Source organism: Boudabousia liubingyangii (genome assembly GCF_001907245.1).
In the GTDB taxonomy this organism is placed as follows: domain Bacteria; phylum Actinomycetota; class Actinomycetes; order Actinomycetales; family Actinomycetaceae; genus Boudabousia; species Boudabousia liubingyangii.
Genome location: NZ_MQSU01000001.1, coordinates 210,258 through 230,495, shown reverse-complemented (window position 1 = coordinate 230,495; position 20,238 = coordinate 210,258). Strand labels below are relative to the sequence as shown.

The window sequence follows — 20,238 nt, the reverse complement described above, 5'->3', positions numbered from 1 at the left end:
GCATGAAATACGTAAATTTCTTGCGTTCCCACCCGGCTGAACCGGTCACCCCGGTTGAGGTCACCGACGGGGAACGTTCAGTGGTTTACATGGCCGCCAGCCTGCTTTTGGATTACCCGAAGGCAGACTGGGCCGAGCGCCTCAACCAGGTCAGCCAGGCCGTCACGGTCCTACCCGAACCCATTTCGGGTCGCTTCCTAGAGTTCTGCAACTGGGCCCAGTCGGTCCCGCAGAGCGAGGTCGAAGCCCAGTACGTGGACACCTTCGACCAGAAGCGTCGCTGCGCCCCCTACCTGACCTACTACGCGGTCGGGGATACCCGAGGACGCGGCGCGGCTATCCTCACTTTCCAGGAACTACTTAAGGCCGCTGGTTTTGAACTACAGGGCAATGAGCTCCCGGACTACCTGCCGGTAGTGCTGGAACTGTGCGCCCGCAGTGACGACCCGGCGGTTAAGCACCTACTGCCCGCCTACCGTGAAGGCCTTGAGGTCTTGCGTGCGGCCCTGGGCCAGTTGGGTGCCCCGTGGACCCCGATCTTGGAAAACGTGTGTGCCGTGCTGGGACCCATCGATGACCAAACCATGGATCTGTACCAGAAACTGATCCGCCAAGGCCCACCGGCAGAGCTTGTGGGTAATGAAGACCTACCCTTCCCGACTTCAATCCCAGGAGCATAACAATGGAATTCTTTCTTTGGGTTGCCTTCCCCTACATCTGCCTGACTCTACTGATTGGCGGCATGATCTGGCGTTGGAAGACCGACCAGTTCGGTTGGACCTCCCGTTCTAGCCAGATGTACGAATCGAAGATCTTGCGGATCTCCTCCCCGCTGTTCCACTTGGGCATTATCTTCGTGGGCGTTGGCCACATCATGGGCCTAGTGTTCCCGAAGGCTGTCACTAACGCCATGGGCGTCAGCGAGCACTCTTACCACCTAGTGGCCACCATTGGCGGTACCATCGCCGGCATCATGACCATCCTTGGTCTGATCGGTCTGCTGTACCGTCGCTTCGTGATCAAGTCCGTGCGCCTGGCTACCAGCCGCAATGACAAGATCATGTACGTGCTGCTACTGATCCCGATCTGCTTGGGCGCGACCGCGACCACCATGAACCAGATCTTCGGTCAGCCTGGTGGCTACGATTACCGTGAAACCATTGGCCCCTGGTTCCGCTCACTGTTCATGTTGCAGCCGGATCCGGCCCTGATGGCTGATGTGCCCCTGACCTTCAAGATGCACATTGTGGCTGGTTTCCTACTGTTTGCGGTTTGGCCTTTCACTCGTCTAGTGCACGTGGTTTCCGCTCCGGTTGGTTACATGACCCGCCCGTACGTGGTTTACCGTTCGCGCGAGGCCGCCACTGGCACCACCCCGACTCCGTCCGGTTGGCAGCCCGTGGATCGTTCCTCGGACGATTACTACACTGGCGGGGCTCGACCTTCCGGCGCCTAATCCAGTATTCTGGTGGGTAAGAGAGGGACCCTCCGCTTAGATCATCGGAATTTTACGAACATGACACAGATAGCTGTAGGCCGCTCTTATCAGGCTCTTCGTGAGCTGGCTGCTCTGACTTCTACCCAGTACCAGGTGCTGAGTGCGCTAGCAGAGCAGCTGCGCCCGCAGTCCGTACAGCAACTTTCTGAACACCTCAAGATGCACCCCAATACTTTGCGGGAGCATCTTGAGGTTCTGTGCGAAAAGGGCCAGGTTAAGCGTTCTAGGCAGAAGAATGGGGGACGAGGTCGCCCGGTCTGGTATTACGAGCCGGCCGTCCCCGCTTCTTTTGAAATCGTTGACAATTTGGCTACTTACCGTTCTAGCGCGGTGAAGAAGGTGCTGGAGCGTCGCGGCATTGAGATTGATATTTTGGCGGCCGAGTTTGGTCGCGAGTGGGCCGGTGAGCTTTTCGCGCACGAGGTTTTGCCTACTCATGCCCAGATTGACCCCAAAGCACCTGAATCTGCGCTAGAGTTGCACTTGTCGAAGGTCCGGATATTTCTTTCGTCCCTAGGGTTTTCTGCGCGTACTACGCAGTCACCGCAAGAGATGATCCTGTTGACTTGTCCGGTCTGGGGTGAAGAAAGAGAGGTCGACACCTACCAACTTAACCTTTACTGGGCATTTCTTGATGAAATCATGCGTGTGGTCACGCATGGCCAGATCCGCGCCTCCCTAGTCGCAGTGCCAAAGGAAGGGTACAGCCGTTTGCGGCTCCACGGTCCGGAGCTAGAGCCCACCGCTTCGATCCAGGTTTAAACACCTAGCTAAAAACATGTCGGATTCTCACTGACGAATCTTCGTTTTCGCCCGCCTGAATCCTAGTCAGAAAATAATCGAAAATACGACCGAATCTTAGTAAAGAGGGATTACTATGAACCGCAAACTTGCTTCCGTCTTGGCCGTAGCCGCCGCTGCCGCCCTGTCCTTGGGTGCCTGCAGCTCTGAGGCCACCAAGACCGCTGACTCAAATACCACCGAAACCCAGTCCACTGCTGAAAGCACCGGTAAGAGCGTTACCGTCTTCGCTGCCGCTTCACTACACCAGGTCTTCAAGGACATTGACAAGGATGTCTTCCAGAAGTCCCACCCGGGCGTAGAGGTCAAGTTCTCTTTTGAAGGCTCCTCCACCCTGCTAGACCAACTCAAGGCTGGCGCCCCCGCAGACGTGCTCGCGACCGCCAACCAGAAGGTCATGAAGAAGGCCCTAGAAGCCAACCTGGTGGGCGACCCGAAGGACTTCACCGCCAACACCCTAACCATGATTGTCCCCAAAGGTAACCCGGCTAAGGTAACCGGCCTAAATGAGAGCCTAGATAACGCCCGCCTAGTGGTCTGCCAGGAGCGCGTCCCCTGCGGTAGCGCTACCAAGAAGCTAGAAAAGGCTGCCGGCGTCACCCTAAAGCCTGCCTCGGAAGAAAACAAGGTAACCGACGTTCGCGCCAAGGTGGAATCCGGTGACGCGGACGCGGGCCTGGTTTACAAGACCGATGCGGCCTCGGCAAAGAACGTGGAAATCATTGACCTGCCGGCTGCTAACGAGATCGTCAACAAGTACCCGATCGCGGTTGTGAAGGAAGCCAAGAACAAGGAACTAGCTGAAGACTTCGTGAAGGCAGTGCTCTCTGATGAGGGCCAGGCGCTGCTAGAAAAAGCCGGCTTCATGAAGCCCTGAGCCCAAGCGCTCAGATAGCAGAACGAAGCTAGAACCAATCGTTAGAAGCACGCATAGTTAGAGCTGACTCGACGTGAAACGACATACTGAAGGCACTCCGGTTCCCTGGTGGATGATCCCACTGGCGGTAATCGGGGTGGCCTTTTTGGTCATCCCCATCGTGGCGCTACTACTGCGACTACCGTGGGGCAGTATCTGGGAGTTGCTGACCGCGCCCTCGTCCCGGGACGCACTGTGGCTGTCCATCTGGACCTGTTCCGTGGCCACCTTGGCCTGCGTGGTGTTTGGGGCCCCGCTGGCAATCTGGTGCGCGCGGCAAAACCCGCAGCATAAGACTCGGACGGCGATCGCGAAGGCCATTCGGGGCCTGCTGCGCCTACCCATGGTGCTACCGCCCGTGGTGGCCGGCCTGGTGCTACTGCAAACCTGGGGCCGCTACGGGCTACTGGGGCAGTACCTGGACCTATTCGGGGTGCGCGTCGCTTTCACTTCCGTGGCCGTGGTGATGGCCCAGACTTTCGTGGCGCTACCGTTCTTCTTCGCTTCTTTTGAGTCCGCCCTGCGCGCTTCGGGTGATAAGTATGAGCGTCAGGCTCGGACACTGGGGGCACCTTCCAGCACGATCTTTTGGAAGATTACTCTGCCGTTGGCTAGGCCGGCGTTGGCCTCGGCGGCGGCTCTGGCTTTTGCTCGGGCACTGGGTGAGTTCGGGGCCACCCTGACCTTTGCGGGTTCTTTGCAGGGTGTTACGCGGACTATTCCGCTGGATATTTACCTACTGCGCGAGGACGATACCGGGCAGGCACTGGCCCTGTCTTTGGTACTGATCATTTTGGCGCTACTACTGGGTAGTGCCGCGATGCTTTCGGGCCGGAATGCGGGTAAGCCGCGGGGTCGTTTCCAAAAGACCAAGTCGGAGCAGATTCAGGAACCTGATCTGACGCATCTTCCTTCTGCGGGTGCCGCGCCTGAGGTGAGCGTGGACCTGCAGGTTCCAGAGCGTCAGGTGGCCATTAAGTCGACCTTCCCGGCGGGGAAGATTACGGCGATTGTGGGCCCGAACGGGGCCGGCAAGTCGACGCTGCTTTCGGCACTGAGTGGGACCTTGCCCTTCCAAGGGCAGGTGGATCTGCAGGGAGCCACGGTGGGTGTCCTAGAGCAGTCGCCAATCCTGTTCCCGCATTTTTCTTGCGCGAAGAATATTGATTTCGCGCTGCGTCATACTCGTAAAGAACTCTCCCAGAAGCAGCGGGCGGAACTGGTGAAGTCGGCCCTGCTGTGGGTGGGTTGTGACCACCTAGCGGAGCGTTATCCTTCGGCCCTGTCTGGGGGAGAGAAGCAGCGCGTGGCTTTGGCGCGTTTGGCGTCACAGGCCCCGCAACTGGTGCTGTTGGATGAGCCCCTGTCGGCCATGGATGAGTCCGCCGCGGCCTCGGCCCGCTCCCTGCTGCGGAAGATCCTTGAGCAGTTGGGGGCCACGACCCTGCTGATTACGCATAACCCGCAGGATGTGCTGGAGCTGGCCGACTGGATGACCGTGCTGAAGTCCGGGCAGGTTTACGCGCAGGGGACCGCGCTGGAGCTATTGTCGAAGGCTGGTGGGGACCCGCGTCAGGCGCGCCTCTCCGTGGCCTGGGGCCAGTGATTTAGCGCTCCCGGAAGCGCTTGACCATCCCGTAAAGGACGCCCAGGAAGATCAGCAGACTGAGCCCGGCTAGTAACCAGATCCCTAGGTGGACTTCCTCGCCCTGATGCCGAATCCCAAAGGGTAGGTACATGAAAAGCAAAGTGAGCAGCAGTAGGAAGGGGCGGGAGACCCAGTAGTTGATGCGTTGGCGACGCTCCCACCAGCTGGGCTTTTCGCTAATCATTTGGGCGGCGTAGAGCGTGGGGGAGCCCAGCTCCTTTTGGGGGTCTTCTTTTCCGTCCTGATAGGTTTTGGTTAGCCATTCTTTTGCGGTGGTCCGTGGCAGGTAGTAGGTCCAGCGCAGGTGACTGTATAGGCGACGGTACCAGACTTCGGCGCGAACTCGGCGATGCGGAAGGGGCTCCAGGGTGCTGGTTTTCCAGCCCAAAACCGCCAGGACGGCAGCGTCGGCGGCCAGTAACCAGTTGGGCATTTGGAACTGGTATTCGGGAACGTAGAAGGCCGCCAGTACGACCAAGACGATTCCGACGCTTAGGCTGGCAACTGCCTGCAGGAACTTACCTAGGGAACCGTAACCACTGCTTAGGGTTATGCCAATGACTATCAGCAGGAAGATTGTGGTGCCCTTGGCGCTAAGCGGGGTGGAGCCGGTCAGGCCCGTATTGAAGAATGCTTTGACCGTGATCAGGATCAGCATGGCCGCCAGCACTACTAGGGCGCTGGCCCAGCGGGCTGGCCCGTAACCGTACTTTTCTGCTTCCCGCGCGGCCACAATCGCCGGATGTGGGGGAGTTTCCTCTTGGTCTTGCCCGTAACCGTTGAGTTCAGACATTAGCGTGCACTTCCTAATTAAGTAGCTAGCTGACTAACTATCTTTTGGGGTGGTGTGGGTGGGTGAGTGGGGAAGCGTTTCCTCGGGTTCAGCGTCTTCCGCGGCATGAACCGAATACCCCGTGGCCAGTTCACTGCCGCCGGAACGCTCCTCACTTTCGGCAGCTGGGTCCGGCAGGGTCTTGAGCTTTACGGCCTCCTTTGAGTCCTGGACGCGCTTGACCCCGTAGCGGTCTTTGATCCACATCAGCCCAGCCACTAGGTAAGCCAAGCAACCCAGAGCGACAATCACAAATAGGACCCAATGCCAGGTGCTCAGGTTGCCGTCGGTATACAGTTCCGAACCTAGGATCCCCAGGGCCAAGATTAGGAAGGGCAGCAGGATCGCATTGGTGATGGCACTGTCTAGCCGCTCTTTGCGATCCAGCAGTTCCCGGTGTTTAAGCTGCAGGTCCTTGACGTAACCCAAGGGGTATCCCAAGGTTTCCCGAGGTTGCTCCCCACCTGCCGCCTTCGCTTCGGCAATTAGGCGGATTCGCTCGCCCCGACGCAGGTAGTAGCGCAGTAACAGCAGCGTGTTCAGATCCCCGTACCAGTCCTCATTAGCGGGCGGGTCTGCCGGCTGCGGCTTCAGGTTCATAATCAGTGCGATAACCGCGAACATGACAATGCTAATGCCGCCCCAAATCCAGACATTATCGGGTACTTTCTGGAAGAGACTAACCGTAAAGGGCAGGACAATCAGGACCAACCCCAGGACGGTCACGCCCAGGCCCTTCCAGATGGTTTTGCGAGAACCCAGTGTGGCGCCCTCGCTAGCCCAGAAAACCCCAAAAGTTACGGCCATGATGAACACGTACATGGGTAGGTTCCCGGTTTCGCGCGGCCCGGCCGTGTAGGCGCGGTAGGTCAGGAGGAGCGCAAAAATCAGGCCCAGTAGGGCGGTAAGCCGGTACTTACTGTACGAGGACGCATAGTCCTTCCCGGGGAAAACGCGACTACCGCGGTTTAGTTCGCGCACTACCTCGTACGCGACCTTTTCGGGGGCGCCATAGGTATCTTCCGGGTCGGGGACGCTATTGGCTAGGTCGTGGATTTTTTGTTTCAGCGTGGAGACTTGCCCGTCCGTGACTAGGTCGCTTTTGAGTGCTAGGTGTAGCACTCGTGATTCCCATTTTTCGTTCATCGGGTGGCCTCCCGTAGGTAGACTCCAGTGCTTAACTATGAATTCTACCACAATAAATGGTGGCTAATCCTTCTCTTTATAGGGCTTAATGCGGCCCGCAGCAATGTGGGTTTGGTAAGAAACATTCCGCGCATCGTGCCAGTCATCCTGGTTGGTGCGACTACGTCCGGCCACGAAACCAGCGATCGCAATATCGTGAATGCGGGGGCTGAAGATCAGGTCCGTGGTCAAGATCCGGGAGTTGACGTCGGCAAGCCCTAAGCGGGTGCGTAGATCTTTAACAAACCCGGGAGCGGAAGTACTAATATCGGGGGACAGGACCGAACCACGCTCTAGTACCCAGCAGTCCTCGTAATAGCGCAGTGACGCGGTAATACCATCGCCCAGTTTCATGGTGAAAGTAAGGGGAGCGGCATAGCGGGAAGCACTGGGTAGTTCCAGCAGTAGCAGGTTGGAATACGGTGATCCTTCAAGCTGCTGTCCAATCCGGGTATACACCTCATTGCGGTGCTGTACGGTCTTGGGAGCCGGCTGGGTTTGATTCTGATAGAAATAACCGTCAACGAAGTACGCACGTAAGGTTTTTCCGACTTGAGAAACCAAACCGTTTAGACCCTCACTGGTAGATCCGGCCACGAAAGCAGCCACGGTATGGGGAGTGAGCTGCCCCGGCAGAGTAATCTCCTCAGTGACGTAGAAGTGATCGGTGATCTTATCTGAGAACTTTCCCCGTAGCCTTTTCGAATTTCGGGTGGTTGGTTCTTTATATGACAGTTGGCTACCGGCACGAATGATCCAGCCTGCTTCAGTCAGGTCGACCTTCGCGGAAACATCAAGTTCTGACATTTCGAAGTGAAGCTTAATATTCGGGTCCGCCTCTACTAGCTTCGGTTGAGAGTAGGTAGTCGAGGCCGCTGGTGGGGTTGCGGGTCGAGGCTCGTCACGGAGGAAAGTCGGGGTGGGCGACTGTTCTCGGTCTGCCTCTTCTAAGAATTTGGCGCTTCGGGCAGCCTCGGCACTTGCCTTTTTCAGGGCGGAACCAATTCCTGGTCTCGCTAAGGTTCTGGGTGCCTGCGGGGGAACGTAACCGGTCTCGGGGATGAATGAATCTGGCTTGGTACGAACCGGCTCCACCGGCTTCGGCGCGGTAGTTGCCGGTAACTGACCCAAACCTCGCTCTGGTATGGGGTTCGACTGTGGCTTGGGAGGAGCCGGGATTTCTGGTGCCGAGGACGCAGGTACGGTTCGTGGTACTTCTGGCCGTTCTACCGGCTGACGGTTTGCTTGGGGCTGTTGCGAATCGATCCGTTCTAAGTCGATCCGTCCTGAGTCGGGCCGTTTCGGTTGGTATTCTTGCGCTTTTTCGGCTTTCGGCTTGGGCGGCTGCGGTGCCGCTGGCTGGAAACGAGCATTAACCCCAAAAGAAGTTGGTAGTGAGTCCGGGTAGTGCTGACGTTGGGGACCCTTCGGGTAAGGCTGTAGGAACTTCAAACCCATGGCACCCAGCATCAAGGCGGCATCTTCCGCAACCTCGTTCATACTAAGTTTTTCGAACTCGATATCATGGTCGATCCCGCTATAGGGGAACAGTACCTGATCGTACTTGCCGGTAGCTTTAAGCTTATCGACCAGTAGCGTGGCCAAAGCAAATAACTCATTAGAGCTAAAACCATGAGAAGAGTTAGAAATCAACACTAGGTCTTCGCTATTGATTTTCAGATTACTCAGGGCCGTACTTAAAGCCCCCGTGTCACTACCAGGTTTCGGGGTGCCGGCAGCCGCCACCCGGGCAATCCTAGAAGGGCTCTTCTCGCTAAGACGATTGAATGCCACGAAGACCCCAGCAGTCTCAAACCTAGGATCCCCCTGCCACCTTTTTGCACTCCCAGCCGGGAAGAAAACTAAACGGTGGGTTCGCTGCGGCATGGACACCAAACGGGCGCCATCCAGAGCATCATCAAGCAACTGTAGATTCAACAATCTAGTCATTTTCTTTCCTCACCGACCCAATCAGCTTTCCAGAAGCTGAGCACTTAAATCCGGGTCGCCCGCGAACTGGTCGAAGGGCAACAGCGGGTGGGACAGCTCCCGGAAATCCAAAGACACCAGGTCCTGGTTGACCGCGCCCTCGCTCAGGGCCATCACCCAACCCTTCGAAGCCTGCGCCAAATCGGGCTCTAGGTAACCAATCTTCACGGTCACCACACCCAGAGGCTCATCGGTCATCGGGTCGGTAAACTCGGCGAAGCCCGCCCGCGCAAAATCCGCCTCCGTCGCATACTGCATGCGCTTTTCGGTAACAATCACCCGGAAGGTGGGCGGAACCTCACCCAGCTGGGCACTCTCCAACAGCTGCGCATTCACCGGGGTCACGGCACTAAGGACCGCGCAGCGACCCGCGCGCTCATCATCCCAAACCTTCTCCACCAGAGCCGGGAAGGGTAGCGCCGGCTGGGAGGGGTCAGATTCCTGGAAGAGCTCAAAAACGTCTTCTTGCCCCAGCTCCAAGCTGGGTGCCAAATCGGGTGCGAATAGGGAAGCAAATAGGACCGAGGGTCGCTTAGGCCCGGCCACCCAGGCGGCAAACAGGGGACGCAATAAGGCCAGGGAATCACCGTAGCCGCCGGCCCCCGGGTTATCGCCTGTATCCGAAATGAAGAACGGCGCCTGCGGTGAGTTCAGGGCTTCGGTGATCGCGTCCTCGACGGGGGCGGTGGGGCCTACGAAATCAAAGTCGGTGCCGGCCCGCCAGAAAGCGGCCCCCAGTTCTTCGGCGGCCGCGCGGACGCCAGCCTGATCCTGGCCAGAGACCACCACGACCCCGTGGCAGCGGGGCTGATCCGCCCAGGGGAAGCCCATCCAGATGGCCGCATCCCACAGGTCATAGTCAGCGATCAGGGGCTTGATCATGCCGTAGAGGGACTTTCCGGGCTCCACCACGGTAGAGGTCTTTTCCCCGGGCAGCAGGATCGGCACGGCTACGCGTGCCCGGTAGATGGGCTGGTCCGTGCGCAGGGCCCGCACTAGCAGTTCCGCGGCGCGTTCCCGGGTTTCCGGGGAGTCAATATGCGGGGCGGTGCGGTAGCAGGTCAGCAGGTCGCAGGACTCGAACAGGTCGGGGGAGACATTGCCGTGCAGGTCCATGGAGGTGGAGATCCGCACGTCCGGGCCTACTAGGTCGCGCAGTTTGACCGCTAGTTGGCCTTCGGCGTCCATCATGCCTTCTACGCTGGCGGCCCCGTGAATATCCAGTAGAACACCCTGGACCCCGCCGGGGGATTGTAGTTCGCGTTTAATGCCGGTCAGGAACTCGGCCTCCCAAGCATCGTAGAAGTCGCGGTCGACCACGCCGCCAGGTAGCGCACCGGCGTGCACAATGGGCACCCATTCTAGGTCTTCCCCGAAGCGCTGATCGGCAATCCACGGGTAGCGGGCCGCTAGGTCCGCCCCGCGTCGAACCGTGAAATCTGCGGTCCCGGAAATGTAGGGCGTAAAGGTAGAGGATTCAATGTGAAAGCCACCGGCTACAATGCGCATCATGCCTAAAAAAGTAGCACAAAAAGTGGGCTAAGACACCCCTAGGGGGCCGCTTAAAAGCCCCAAAGGAGCCCAAAGTTTTCCCGCCCCGCTACAAGAAGGAACGAACCCGGGCCCTTAGTGCCGACGACGGAAGCGATCCACCAAGCCTAGGATGATAGCCAGCAGCATCGCGACCTCGGTAACGTGAAGCGCGTTAGAGAAACCGGCAGAGAACAGCGCCACCTGCCCGGGCTCGCTGGCGGCCTGCCCGCGCAGGGGCAACGGCAGGGTCACGAAGAACGCCAGGGTCAGCGCGGCAATCGACAGGGTCGTGCCGATTCGCTGCGTGGCCTGCAGCAGTGCCGCCGCGGTGGAGGATGACTCCACGGGCACATCCGACAGGGTCAGCGCCTGGTTGGGGGAGATGGTCGAACCGTTGCCCAGCCCGCCAATGAAGAAGAAGATCGGCACCAGCCACCACAGTTGTCCCTGCGGCGCGAAGTGCGCGGTCAGGTCCAGCGCGACCATGCAGGACAGGGACAGGGTGATCCCGATAATCACCAGGGAGCGTCCCTTGCGGGCCAGCAATTTTCCGGACGAGGCCGCGGCGATCGTCCCACCGACCGCGAACGGTAACTGCATTAGGCCGGCCTGCCACGGCGCGAACCCTAGGCCGTCTTGCAGGTACAGGGTCAGGGTGACAAAGAAGCCAGAGAAGCCCACGAAGTAGCAGGTACCGATCGCGGTACCTAGTACGAAGGAGGGCGTGCGCATTAGGGCCCGAGGTAGGATCACCACTTGACCGGCGCGGTCCCGTAGGATTTCCCAAGCCATGAATACGACCCAGCAGGCCACGGCGACGCCCAGCATCCACCAGGGGGCACCTTCTAGGGAGGCGTGCTCGGTGGCAATAATCAGGGGCAGCATGGCCAGTAGGGTAATCAGGGACATGAGGATCACGCCCACCAGGTCCAGGCGGATCTTCTGGCGTTCCCCACTGGGGGCGGGCAGCATCCGCATGGCCAGCGGCACCACGATCAGGCCAATGGGTACGTTAATTAGGAAGATTGAACGCCAGCCCCAAGCTAGCGGCAGGGCTGAGACCAGCAGGCCACCTAGGACCGGGCCTAGGGCGGTGGAAACCCCAATGGAGGCCCCGTTGAACCCGAAGGCTTTCCCGCGGTCCGGGCCGCGGAACATCTGCTGAATCAGGCCCATCACCTGCGGGCTGATGACCGCGGCAAAACCACCTTGAATGAAGCGCGCCAGGATCAGCACGTTCGCACTGGTGGCCACACCACACAGTAGCGAAGCGGCGGTAAACCCGCCGATGCCCATGGCGAATAGGTTTCGGCGCCCAAAGACGTCACCTAGGCGCCCGGCGGGCACCAGCATGAGTCCGAAAGCCAAAGAGTATGAGGCCACGATCCACTGCAGTTGGGAAGAGGTCGCCCCCAGGTTCAGCGTGATGGATGGCAGCGCCACGTTCACGATGGAGATATCCAGCAGGGTCATGAACCCGCCCGCTAGCAGGACGTAGAACGCCTTCCACGGGTCGATCTGCTGGCCGGCACGGTTGGTGCCGCCTAGGTTTTCTGGCTTCGTTTCATTCATGGGCATTAAATCAGAATAGCCCTTTTCGCCGGCCCGAAAGACCCGCAGGGCCCCGCCTGTGAGGATTTTCGCGCCCCACCGGCCCCAAATCTGCCCCGCATTTAGCCCACATTAGCCCCCAAAGAGTGCCACAATATGAGCATGCTGCTTTCAGATCGTGATATTCGTGCCCAGTTAGAAGCCCAGCGCATTGGCCTAGAGCCCCTAGACATGGAGATGCTCCAGCCGGCCTCCATTGACGTGCGCCTGGACCGCTACTTCCGCCTCTTTGATAATCACCGCTATGCCGTGATTGACCCGGCCGCCGAACAGTCCGACCTGACGCACCTAGTGGACGCGGGGGATAAGCCCTTCGTGCTGCACCCGGGCGAGTTCGTCCTAGGCGCCACCTTTGAGAAGGTCACCCTGCCTGATGACATTGCCGCCCGCCTAGAAGGCAAGTCCTCCCTAGGACGTCTGGGTCTGCTGACCCACTCCACTGCGGGCTTTATTGACCCGGGCTTCACCGGTCACGTCACCCTAGAACTTTCTAACACCGCGACCATGCCGATCCTGCTGTACCCAGGCATGAAGATCGGCCAGCTGTGCTTCTTTAAGCTTTCTTCCCCGGCGGAAAAGCCTTATGGTCAGGGCGCTACGGGCTCCCGCTATCAGGGGCAGCGCGGCCCGACGGCTTCGCGTTCGCACCGCGGTTTCCACCGCATTGAGGTCCCCGAGTCGGATCTTTCCTGACCGATGGCGGCGAAGAGTTTTAACCGCGACGGCATCCTGGACCCGGTTCTAGCAGCAGCACTTGAACCTGCTTTCGAGGGTGCCACGTTCCATCTTCACGAGGACGGCACCGCCTTCGCTGGTCGCGCTACCGATACTTACACCCTGGCCACGGACTGGTTTGCCGGTCAGGCCCTACCCACCCAGTTGGCGGGCGGTCACCTGCTGTTCTTCCCCGCGGACGTGTCCCCGGATGAGGTTGAGGCCCTGTGCGTGAGCCTGTGGGATGAGGCCGGTTGGTTGTCTCCCGGCATTTTGGGCCTGTATGGGGACGTAACTTTGACGGGCCCGTGGGAGGTTACCCGCCAGGTCCGGCAGGCTTTGAAACTGCCGGCGAATGCGGCCTCGGCCTTTACGGTGCAGTTGCCGCGTGAACGTGAGGCGATCAGCCCGGACGCGCCCGAGGACCCGCTGGACCCACTGTTTAGGTTCGTGATGCCCGCGGGTGAAGAGTATGAGACGGTCGCCCAGTTGGTGGAGATTGCTCGCCGCCTAGGGGGCGGGGTTCGTTCTGATATGGGCCTGGTTTATGAGCCGGACCCGGATGCGGCCGTGAACCTGTACGTTTATGCGCCCGCTTGGCTGCCCGCGGAGGACCTGATTAAGGACATGCGGGATTTGGTGCCACAGTTGAAGCTTTTTGGTTCCCGCGCGCAGGCCATCGAGGAGGCTAAGCAGGCCCCGATGACACACTTGCCTTCTTTGGGTGCGGCCTTGACTTCCCGGGTGGCGCTGCGTCACTTGGAAGAGGCGGGGATCAGCACGGAAGAGTTGGAGCAGTTGAATGCGGCGGCGGCCGCTTTTGACCGGATCGCTTTGAGTACCCCCAGGGAGGGTTCGAACCGGGCTGGTTTGACGGGCACTCGCGAGGGGGAGATCCCCAGTAGTGTGCCCCTGGCTTTGGGTGTGCGGACTGAGTCTTCCCGTGAGGAGTACTTGCTGACGGCCCCGGTGGGGCATGGTGCGGCGGTCGTGGTTGAGACTTTCAGCCAGGTGGAAGTGCCGGCGGCTTTGCGCTGGGAGGATTGGGCGCAGGGGCCGGTCGTGGTCTATGAGGTTCGTTGGGAACCGTCGGACCCGCAGCGTGCGTACTTGCGTTCAATCCCGCGGACGCTGCGCGTGGAGCGCATGAATGCCACCACGGTGGTGGAGGCGATTGCCGCGCACCTAGTGGCACGGGTAGGTGGCAGTGCCGTTGACGACGCTGGCTTCCTGGTGACCTTCTAGCTGGTTTTCTGGTTAGCTCGCTTATTGGCTAGGTGACTTTCTGGCCGCTGTTAGTGCTTGAGGCCGCGTTGGCATTTTGCCGCGCGGCCTTTTTGCTGCAGTTTTCGAGATTATGCCGTTTCCCGGTAAGTATTATTGGCCGCGCTCGACGGCTTCGAGCATTAGTAGCGACACGTCTTTGACTTCGGGGCGTTGCGCGTCTGGACCCATGGGGGCCGAGCCCAGCATTTGGGTACAGAACGGGCAGGCCGTGGCCACGACTTGCGCACCGGTTTCTTGGGCTTCGGTGACGCGCGCGGTGGCGATCTGAACGCCCTCGTGCTCTTCCATCCACACGCGGGCACCGCCACCGCCACAGCACATGGCTCGGTCGTGATTGCGGGGCATTTCGCGTAGTTCTAGGCCAGTGGCACCCAGTAGTTCACGTGGGGGAGCGTAAACCTGATTGTGTCGACCCAGGTAGCACGGGTCATGGTAGGTAATCGCCTGCGGGTCCTGCTCGCCGGGCTTGGGCGGGACGGGCTTTAGTCGGCCTTCACGCACTAGCTGGTTGAGCAACTGAGTATGGTGCAGTACCTGATAGTGACCGCCCAACTGCGGGAATTCCTTCGCGATGGTGTTGAAGCAGTGCGCACAAGTCACCACGATCTTCTGGGCCTTGACCTCATTGAGGGTCTCAACCGCACCCGCGGCCAGGGTCTGGAACAGGATTTCATTGCCGGCGCGACGGGCCGGATCACCGGTGCAGGTTTCACCCGAACCTAGGACCCCGAACTTGACGTCCGCCAGGTGCAGTAGGGTCGCGACCGCGCGGGAGGTCTTCTGGGCCTGGTCATCGTAGGCGCCGGCACAGCCCACCCAGAATAGGTAGTCCAGTTCGCTGGCGTCTTCCATGTCTTCCCCAATGACGGGCACTTCGAAATCGAGCGGTTTGGCCCATTCGAGGCGTTTGCGGGGTGCCTGACCGTAGGGGTTTTGTTTCTTTTCCAGCTTGCGGAAGACCCCGGCCAGTTCCTTCGGGAAGGCCGATTCCATGAGTACCTGGTGGCGACGCAGGTCCACAATGTGGTCCACGTGCTCAATGTCGACCGGGCACTGTTCCACGCAGGCGCCACAGGTGGTGCAGGCCCACAGGGCTTCGGGGGTGATGACTTCGGGGACTAGTGGGGCGTGCTGTAGGGCTACGCCTTCTTCCGAGGGCGCGGCCCCGGCTGCCATTAGCGCACCGAGGACGTCACCGGTGTGCGGCTGGAAGGGCAGGTTAGCGGGTAGTTCGAAGGCGGCGGGCTGGGTTTCGGCCGTGTCTGCTCCGGCCTCAGTCCCAGCTTCAGCGCTCGCTCCGATCTCCGTGCCGGCTTCCTGGCTCACGGCCTCATTCTTGAGGGCCAGCTCTAGCGGCAACAGGGGAGCCCCATCGACCTCATCGGCTTCTAGCAGGGAAGCTTCGGGTTCTTCCAGGGCGGCAGCGGCTTCCATGAAGGCCGCAGCGGAAACCTGGTGGTCGCGCAGGGCAATGGTGAACAGCTTGGGGGATAGGGGCTTGCCAGTAGCCCAGGCGGGGCAGAGTTCCTGGCAGCGACCGCACTCGGTGCAGGTGGAGAAGTCCAGTAGACCCTTCCACGTAAAGTCGGTGATGGTGCGGACACCTAGGGAGGCATCCTCAGGCAGGTCCTCAAGGGAATCTAGGGTTAGGTCTTGCCCGTTGACCTTGATGGGCTCTAGTGCGCCCAGGGCTTTCCCGCCCTTGGGGTCGCGGCGAGCATAAATGTTAATGAAGGCCAGGAAGCGGTGCCAGGCAATGCCCATGCGGGTTTGCAGACCCACGACGGTCAGCCACCCGGCAGAGATCAAAATCTTCACCACGGCCACACCCATAATGCTGTAGGTCAGGGCCTTAACGCTCAGCCCGGTGAAGAACTGCCCGTACCAGGCGGTCAGCGGGAAGTGTAGGTAGGTGGGGGCACTCTCGGGACTGCTAACGGCCAGCTGGTACTGGTAGGCGTATTCCAGCCCGCGCAGCAAAAGCACGCAGATGACGATCACCAGGATGACTGCCTCAACGAAGATCGCCCACCAGCGGGTCGATCCGAAGAAACGCTTGGGCAGGTCGGTGGCGTCGCCGGTGCGGTTACCTAGTTCGGCGACCTCGGCTTTCCGCCAGGGTAGGATCCCGCCATTGCGTAGGCGAACCCAGAAGAGCAGTAGGATCCCAAGTAGGCCACCCCAGGCGAAGAATTCGACTAGCCATTCGTAGGGTGGGAAGTGACCCAGTAGGGGTAGATGGTACCCGGGGTTGACGATCTGTCCATACCCGGTCAGCAGGGTGAAGAAGAGGACCGGGAATGAGATCATCACCAGCCAGTGCGCAGCACGAATCCCGGGGCGTCCTTTGAAGGAACGGTGCGTGAGGGTTTGTGCGATGGTCACCCAGAGGCGTGAGCCTACTGGTTTTAGACGCTCAGGTGCGCTCTGGCCGTAACTGAACTGCCGGTACATGACGCGGCAGCCGGCAACGAAGCTGATCGCCCCAACTAGCGTGCCCGCAAGGGCAAAGAACAGGGCGACAGCGGCAGGCGCAGAGATGCTCAGACCTCTAGGTAGTTGAACTTCTTACCGCCGTACCAGCGGTTAGCGGTACGTACTGCACCACGGCGAGCAGCAGCCATAGCAAGGCCGGAAATCGCGCCGAAAGCTAGGACTTCACCTAGACGGGCGGTGGCTTCCTCGTCACCCGGAGCCGGGGGAGTGTTACCGGTGGCGGCCTGCCAGATCTTCTTTACGGCCACGTTGGCGGCCAAGGCGGCAACACCTAGGGTGATAGCGTTGGTGACTTTCCATGCGATGTCCATGAAAGACTCCTTGAAACTCGAGTTTTAACAGTTAGGCACTAGTTTAGCGTGTAGGCGGGAACTGTGTCTTTCGGCTCATGTTTTCGGTCGGGGGAAAAGCTCGGGTGTGGAAAACAACCTCGTCAACCAAAAACAGCAACTGTGGTAGCGCACACAGTGACTTGTGGGTTATCTTAAATGGCATGACTGGATATAAAGAAGGCCGCATTGGCGGGTTCATTGCCAACGGTTTCGAAGCTGAAGACACTTCCGTTGACGCCGCAAACCTGCGTCAGTTCCGTTTCTCCATCATGCCCGATGAGACGATCTTCGTCCGGGCCGAGGAAGAATCCGACTGGACTGAAATCCCCCGTTCCGCGTTTAAGGTCTCTCGCAACCTCTTTGACCAGATCATGCAGACCACCCGTTTTCGCGTGGCCGAGGGTCCTTACGCGCATGAGTACGTGATTAGCCGTCAGCTGGAGACGGATGACTTCTTCAGCATGATGGACTACATCCGCTGGCTGGGTAACTAAGGCTGTTACCTTCGTCATTGCAAACGTTTACATAGATAGAGTTCACAAGAAAAAACCTAAAAGTTCGGTCTACCTATGTCAGAATACTTTCTGATTCAGACACACAGCTTTTAAGACAAAGTTTTAACGCGCGCTCCTTTTAGGTACGCAGTCCTTGAAGACACGCAGTCCTTGAAGGAACGCACTCCTTCTGGAACGCGCAAGTCTTCCTGAACGAAAGGTTTCTTTATTGAACGCCCCCAAACTCCCCAAGCCTAACTCGGCCGGCACCCAATACGGCACCCAATACGGCAGCACCCCCGGCCACCACCTAGGCGCCACCGCCCCGACCTCCTGGTTCCCGCCCCTGGCCTGGACCCTGGGTTACATTGCCCTCATGGCCCTGAGCCTAGTGACCGCCCAGCTGGTCTTTAACACGAACTTTAACGACCCGAACTTCCTGTTCAACTTCCTCCCCCTCATGACGATCCTGGCCCTCTATGCGGCCATCGCCCTGAAAATGGTGGGCTTCAAGACTCCGGTAGTTGCCGATCTTAACGCCCCCACCCAGGCGGGTTCCGCCGCCCTCATCTGGGTGGCCCCCTGGATCGCCCTTGAGGTCCTATTCCTGGGTTACGTGGCCGCGCAGGCTACGGCTGATTCGGCCCTGGCCGCGCCGATGGTGATCGCCTTTGCTTTCACGGCCCTAGTTGGTTTTGCCGAGGAAGCGATCTTCCGTGGCGTCCTGCTTTCCGGCACCGCCCGCGCCCTAGGTGTCATCCCCGCGATGCTCCTGAGCGCCGTCCTGTTCTCTCTACTGCACGCCGTGAACTTCTTGGGCGGCATGGCTACCGGCGCGATCTTCACGCAGCTTTGGCGCACCCTACTATTCGGCCTGGCCTTCGCGCCGATCGTGATCCTGTGCCGCCGCCTATGGCCGGTGATTTTGGTGCACTGGTGGTGGGACTTCCTAGTGGTGGTCATGCCGTCCGTACCCGGCGGTGACAGCTACCTGCACCTACTACAGCAGGCCGACCTGGCCCTGCAGATCGTGATGGGCACGGTGGCCTGGATTGTGGTGGTTAGCCGCTTCCAGCGCTGAAACTTCTGGCCGGTCATCCTTCGGGGTGGCCGGCTTTCGTTTTTTGCCCCAACTAAAGTAGAATTAGGCCCAAGTCACAGTCCGTCCCCTTTTCTGGCCTTGGAGGTTCCTATGCCCGTCCCGCATCTACGTTTCGCCCCTAGTTCTGAAACCACCCCGCAGACCGGTGAACCCCAAGCTGAAGGTGGCCAGCACGACGATATTTTCCTTGCCGCGCACGAGGGTGCCGAACCCACCCTCCCCGTACAGGCGGGCCGTTACCGCCTGGTCACCTACGTGGGTTGCCCGTGGTGCCGGCGTGCAGAAATCGCCCGCCGACTACTGGGTCTAACCGAGGCCCTAGAACTTTCCCGAGCTTACAAGGGCAGTGATGATGGTTTCTGCTTCGAAACCCACGACCAGGCTTTTGACCAGGACCTACGAGTCCGCACTACCCGCGAACTGTACCGCCGCCAACCCGGTTGGGAACCCGGCGAATCCACTTCCGTTCCCGTGATCGTGGACCAGCAGGGCCACTTCCGTGGGCAGATCGTCTCCCGCCAGTCTGGGGATATTCTTGAGGATCTGGCGAATGCTTGGAAGGAATTGCATGCGGCGGACGCCCCGGACTTGTACCCGCAGGATCCGGAAGTGCGGGCAGAGATCGATAAGTTCGATGAGTGGGTTGATGAGAACCTGTACCACCCGAACGGCACCATGCTGCACTCTGATGACCAGGAAGAGATCACTGCCGCCCAGACGAAGGTCGTGACTGCCCTGAACCAGCTGGAGGGCCGCCTGGTCGCTAACGGCTGGATGATTGACTCCCAAGTCCGAGGCAGTGACGTCCGAGTCTTCGCGATCCTAGTTTCCTTGGCCGCTTCCCGCGCGAAGCAGATCTTTAAGGCCGCCCGCGATAGCGCCCTAGAAAAGGGCCTGAACAGTGAGGACGCGGCCCGCGCCGGCTCCCTAGCGGTCCGCGAATCAGGCTCTGCCTTCGCCGACTGGCCCCACCTAGACGGCTACTTCAAACGCCTACTAGACAACCCCGTCTGGCTAAGCGCCGAAGAACGCAGCGCCCTACACCTCTAGTCATGAGTCAGGGGAACAGTGAAGAGCAGGCTATCCAGCCTGACGCTGTAGGTCCCCAAACACCTGAAGGCTCCCAGCTAAGGCCGGCTGCTAAGGCGCAACCTTGGCTTAAGGTTTTGATTGGGATTAGCCTGTTGGTGTTGGTAGTGAGTTTGGCCTTTGGAATTAGGATCAAGCCAGCTAACACTGCGGTCCATGTGGTTCCGCCTGGCCAGTTGGTGGCCTCTTATCGTGGTGGGGCACAGGAGATGAACAGTGTTGACGTGTATCAGAGTGTGGGGCAGGTTTGCGTCGATACGTATTCCAAGAGTCAGTTTGATATTCCGGACCTGTACTGTTTCCAGACGGATAAGGTGATTAACAAGAGCGATATTACGGTCACTTGGCTTCGATATTTTGGTCCGAATTTTACGGTCGAATCACAGTCCGATGAGGCCCTAGTGGTGGGCGTGAAAATCCAATCAGGTGGCGTGGTGCTGCTTGATAAGTATTTTTCTTTCGTGGAAAAAATCAAAGATGTTGGGCCTATTATTTTTGGCCCCAAGAAATAGCTTTCATGCTTTACTCATAAGAGTTGCCACTGTTTGAAAATATGGGCTAGTAATGCCGGATACTCGGAGCCCTATGCTTTTCGAGTGTTGATTTTGTGTCGTTTCGGAGTTTCTAAAGCTTCATCAGTGTGAGTTTGAGGGGTTTAGGCGATACCTCCTAGTCGGAGGCAACCCTCCTATCTGATTATTCCCTTGAAAA

18 protein-coding genes are annotated in these 20,238 nt (G+C 59.2%); 11 read left to right on the top strand and 7 right to left on the bottom strand.

The features are described from left to right. Positions 1-2 precede the first annotated feature (2 nt). From narJ to BSR28_RS01080, 5 genes are all read left to right on the top strand, one after another. Complete coding sequence (gene narJ / locus BSR28_RS01100; RefSeq protein ID WP_083562824.1) at positions 3-680, top strand: nitrate reductase molybdenum cofactor assembly chaperone; 678 nt, start codon at positions 3-5, stop codon at positions 678-680. A gap of 2 nt (positions 681-682) precedes the next feature. Next, positions 683-1,456, top strand: a complete 774-nt coding sequence (gene narI, locus BSR28_RS01095) for a respiratory nitrate reductase subunit gamma (RefSeq protein WP_073713078.1) — start codon at positions 683-685, stop codon at positions 1,454-1,456. Between the two features lie 60 nt (positions 1,457-1,516). Next, positions 1,517-2,260, top strand: a complete 744-nt coding sequence (locus tag BSR28_RS01090) for an ArsR family transcriptional regulator (RefSeq protein WP_073713077.1) — start codon at positions 1,517-1,519, stop codon at positions 2,258-2,260. Positions 2,261-2,375: 115 nt separating this feature from the next. Continuing rightward, the gene (gene modA, locus BSR28_RS01085) at positions 2,376-3,176 is read left to right on the top strand and encodes a molybdate ABC transporter substrate-binding protein (RefSeq protein ID WP_073713076.1); all 801 of its coding nucleotides are present in this window, start codon (positions 2,376-2,378) and stop codon (positions 3,174-3,176) included. Positions 3,177-3,249: 73 nt separating this feature from the next. After that, entirely contained in the window at positions 3,250-4,821 is a 1,572-nt protein-coding gene (locus BSR28_RS01080) for an ABC transporter permease (protein WP_073713075.1), read from the top strand. A 1-nt stretch (position 4,822) separates the two neighbouring features. Here the strand turns inward: BSR28_RS01080 and BSR28_RS01075 are convergent, their stop codons facing one another. The 5 genes from BSR28_RS01075 to BSR28_RS01055 all read right to left on the bottom strand — a co-directional run bounded on the left by BSR28_RS01075 (position 4,823) and on the right by BSR28_RS01055 (position 11,980). Then, positions 4,823-5,656 carry a hypothetical protein gene (locus BSR28_RS01075; RefSeq protein ID WP_073713074.1) on the bottom strand — a complete coding sequence of 278 codons (834 nt, stop codon included), beginning with the start codon at positions 5,654-5,656 and terminating at the stop codon, positions 4,823-4,825. A gap of 33 nt (positions 5,657-5,689) precedes the next feature. Further along, positions 5,690-6,841 (bottom strand): hypothetical protein, encoded by a 1,152-nt coding sequence (locus BSR28_RS01070; RefSeq protein WP_143237527.1) that lies wholly within the window; start codon positions 6,839-6,841, stop codon positions 5,690-5,692. A 63-nt stretch (positions 6,842-6,904) separates the two neighbouring features. Then, the gene (locus BSR28_RS01065) at positions 6,905-8,830 is read right to left on the bottom strand and encodes a hypothetical protein (protein ID WP_143237525.1); all 1,926 of its coding nucleotides are present in this window, start codon (positions 8,828-8,830) and stop codon (positions 6,905-6,907) included. A 21-nt stretch (positions 8,831-8,851) separates the two neighbouring features. Further along, on the bottom strand, positions 8,852-10,381 hold the full coding sequence (locus BSR28_RS01060; protein ID WP_073713071.1) for a M81 family metallopeptidase: 1,530 nt from the start codon (positions 10,379-10,381) through the stop codon (positions 8,852-8,854). A gap of 114 nt (positions 10,382-10,495) precedes the next feature. Further along, entirely contained in the window at positions 10,496-11,980 is a 1,485-nt protein-coding gene (locus BSR28_RS01055) for an MFS transporter (RefSeq protein ID WP_073713070.1), read from the bottom strand. A gap of 135 nt (positions 11,981-12,115) precedes the next feature. Here BSR28_RS01055 and dcd point away from each other — a divergent pair, with 135 nt between their 5' ends. Both dcd and BSR28_RS01045 read left to right on the top strand, forming a co-directional pair. After that, the gene (gene dcd, locus BSR28_RS01050; protein ID WP_073708757.1) at positions 12,116-12,706 is read left to right on the top strand and encodes a dCTP deaminase; all 591 of its coding nucleotides are present in this window, start codon (positions 12,116-12,118) and stop codon (positions 12,704-12,706) included. Positions 12,707-12,709: 3 nt separating this feature from the next. After that, a complete protein-coding gene (locus BSR28_RS01045) occupies positions 12,710-13,972 on the top strand; it encodes a hypothetical protein (RefSeq protein WP_073713069.1) in 1,263 nt (420 codons plus the stop codon). A gap of 132 nt (positions 13,973-14,104) precedes the next feature. Here the strand turns inward: BSR28_RS01045 and BSR28_RS01040 are convergent, their stop codons facing one another. After that, a complete protein-coding gene (locus BSR28_RS01040) occupies positions 14,105-16,468 on the bottom strand; it encodes a (Fe-S)-binding protein (protein ID WP_083562822.1) in 2,364 nt (787 codons plus the stop codon). An 89-nt stretch (positions 16,469-16,557) separates the two neighbouring features. Then, positions 16,558-16,821: a DUF4235 domain-containing protein gene (locus BSR28_RS01035; RefSeq protein WP_073708540.1), complete on the bottom strand. Its 264-nt coding sequence runs from the start codon at positions 16,819-16,821 to the stop codon at positions 16,558-16,560. A gap of 182 nt (positions 16,822-17,003) precedes the next feature. Between BSR28_RS01035 and BSR28_RS01030 the strand changes: the two genes are divergently transcribed. The 4 genes from BSR28_RS01030 to BSR28_RS01015 all read left to right on the top strand — a co-directional run bounded on the left by BSR28_RS01030 (position 17,004) and on the right by BSR28_RS01015 (position 20,039). Further along, positions 17,004-17,336 carry a hypothetical protein gene (locus BSR28_RS01030; protein WP_073713067.1) on the top strand — a complete coding sequence of 111 codons (333 nt, stop codon included), beginning with the start codon at positions 17,004-17,006 and terminating at the stop codon, positions 17,334-17,336. 229 nt (positions 17,337-17,565) lie between these two features. Then, complete coding sequence (locus tag BSR28_RS01025) at positions 17,566-18,417, top strand: CPBP family intramembrane glutamic endopeptidase (RefSeq protein ID WP_073713066.1); 852 nt, start codon at positions 17,566-17,568, stop codon at positions 18,415-18,417. A 111-nt stretch (positions 18,418-18,528) separates the two neighbouring features. Continuing rightward, positions 18,529-19,488 carry a glutathione S-transferase family protein gene (locus tag BSR28_RS01020; RefSeq protein ID WP_073713065.1) on the top strand — a complete coding sequence of 320 codons (960 nt, stop codon included), beginning with the start codon at positions 18,529-18,531 and terminating at the stop codon, positions 19,486-19,488. A 2-nt stretch (positions 19,489-19,490) separates the two neighbouring features. Continuing rightward, a complete protein-coding gene (locus BSR28_RS01015) occupies positions 19,491-20,039 on the top strand; it encodes a hypothetical protein (protein ID WP_073713064.1) in 549 nt (182 codons plus the stop codon). Positions 20,040-20,238 lie beyond the last annotated feature (199 nt).

Bases quoted from the DNA above. Each gene is read 5' to 3' on its own strand.
- BSR28_RS01075 (WP_073713074.1), bottom strand. From the start codon at position 5,656: ATGTCTGAACTCAACGGTTACGGGCAAGACCAAGAGGAAACTCCCCCA.
- BSR28_RS01030 (WP_073713067.1), top strand. From the start codon at position 17,004: ATGACTGGATATAAAGAAGGCCGCATTGGCGGGTTCATTGCCAACGGT.
- narJ (WP_083562824.1), top strand. From the start codon at position 3: ATGAAATACGTAAATTTCTTGCGTTCCCACCCGGCTGAACCGGTCACC.
- BSR28_RS01070 (WP_143237527.1), bottom strand. From the start codon at position 6,841: ATGAACGAAAAATGGGAATCACGAGTGCTACACCTAGCACTCAAAAGC.
- BSR28_RS01060 (WP_073713071.1), bottom strand. From the start codon at position 10,381: ATGATGCGCATTGTAGCCGGTGGCTTTCACATTGAATCCTCTACCTTT.
- BSR28_RS01035 (WP_073708540.1), bottom strand. From the start codon at position 16,821: ATGGACATCGCATGGAAAGTCACCAACGCTATCACCCTAGGTGTTGCC.
- BSR28_RS01065 (WP_143237525.1), bottom strand. From the start codon at position 8,830: ATGACTAGATTGTTGAATCTACAGTTGCTTGATGATGCTCTGGATGGC.
- BSR28_RS01090 (WP_073713077.1), top strand. From the start codon at position 1,517: ATGACACAGATAGCTGTAGGCCGCTCTTATCAGGCTCTTCGTGAGCTG.
- narI (WP_073713078.1), top strand. From the start codon at position 683: ATGGAATTCTTTCTTTGGGTTGCCTTCCCCTACATCTGCCTGACTCTA.
- BSR28_RS01040 (WP_083562822.1), bottom strand. From the start codon at position 16,468: ATGTACCGGCAGTTCAGTTACGGCCAGAGCGCACCTGAGCGTCTAAAA.
- BSR28_RS01020 (WP_073713065.1), top strand. From the start codon at position 18,529: ATGCCCGTCCCGCATCTACGTTTCGCCCCTAGTTCTGAAACCACCCCG.
- BSR28_RS01015 (WP_073713064.1), top strand. From the start codon at position 19,491: ATGAGTCAGGGGAACAGTGAAGAGCAGGCTATCCAGCCTGACGCTGTA.
- BSR28_RS01055 (WP_073713070.1), bottom strand. From the start codon at position 11,980: ATGCCCATGAATGAAACGAAGCCAGAAAACCTAGGCGGCACCAACCGT.
- modA (WP_073713076.1), top strand. From the start codon at position 2,376: ATGAACCGCAAACTTGCTTCCGTCTTGGCCGTAGCCGCCGCTGCCGCC.
- BSR28_RS01045 (WP_073713069.1), top strand. From the start codon at position 12,710: ATGGCGGCGAAGAGTTTTAACCGCGACGGCATCCTGGACCCGGTTCTA.
- dcd (WP_073708757.1), top strand. From the start codon at position 12,116: ATGCTGCTTTCAGATCGTGATATTCGTGCCCAGTTAGAAGCCCAGCGC.